This is a genomic window from Frateuria sp. GZRR35, from assembly GCF_051900415.1.
Taxonomy (GTDB): domain Bacteria; phylum Pseudomonadota; class Gammaproteobacteria; order Xanthomonadales; family Rhodanobacteraceae; genus Frateuria_A.
The window spans coordinates 1-821 of sequence record NZ_JBHZGL010000032.1; the positions used below are offsets into that span (position 1 = coordinate 1).

1 protein-coding gene is annotated in these 821 nt (G+C 68.0%); it reads right to left on the reverse strand.

Going from position 1 to position 821, the window contains the following annotated elements; genetic code table 11:
• Positions 1-821: hypothetical protein (locus tag ACFWZ3_RS17285; protein WP_439708912.1), on the reverse strand; the 821-nt coding region annotated here is incomplete at both ends.

Below are 821 nucleotides of genomic sequence, written 5' to 3' on the forward strand. Positions count from 1 at the left end.
GCGAGGTGCTCGCGCCGCCGTCGATCGGGCCAGCGACCGCCAGGGCCTGCGCGTTGGTCAGGTTGAAACCGACCGCACTGAAGCTGCCCAGCGTACCGATCTGGTTGGCGCCGTTGAGCGTGGTCGCACCGGTCGAACTGCCCGACAGGGTATCGGTGGTGATGACGCCACTGGTGCCTTCGGTGATCGCGCCAGCGGAGGTCAGCGTGACCGTGGTGCCCTTCACCGCGCCATCGATCGCCAGGTCGCCGGTGGTCGTGGTCAGCGCCGTGCTGGCGCCGCCATTGACGGTGCCGGTGACAGCCAGCGCCTGCGCATTGGTGAGCGCGAAGCTGGCGGCCGTGAAGCTGCCCAGGCCACCGATCTGGTTGGGACCGTTGAGCGAGGTAGTGCCGACGGAATGGCCGGTCAGCGAGGTGGCGCTGATGGCGCCGCCGGTTTGATTGATGTTTCGGCCCGCGCCAAGGGTGACCGTGTTGCCGGTGAGGTTGCTGGCCAGAATCAGGTCCGAGCTCGGTCCGGTGGTGGTCAGGGCGAGGTTGCCCAAGCCGCCGTTGGCCGACGGCGCATTGTTCACCGTCAGGGTCTGCGCGTTGTTGAAACCGAAATCGCCACCCGTGGTGAACGCACCCAGCGCGCCTACCTGATTGGCGCCATTGAGCGCGGTGGCACCGGCGGAACTGCCAGTCAGCGTGTCGGCGGTGATGACGCCACTAGCGCCCTCGGTAATCGCGCCGGCCGAGGTCAGCGTGGTCGTCGTGCCGTCCACTGCCCCGTTGATCGCCAGGTCACCCGTGGTGGTGACCAGCGAAGTGCTCGCG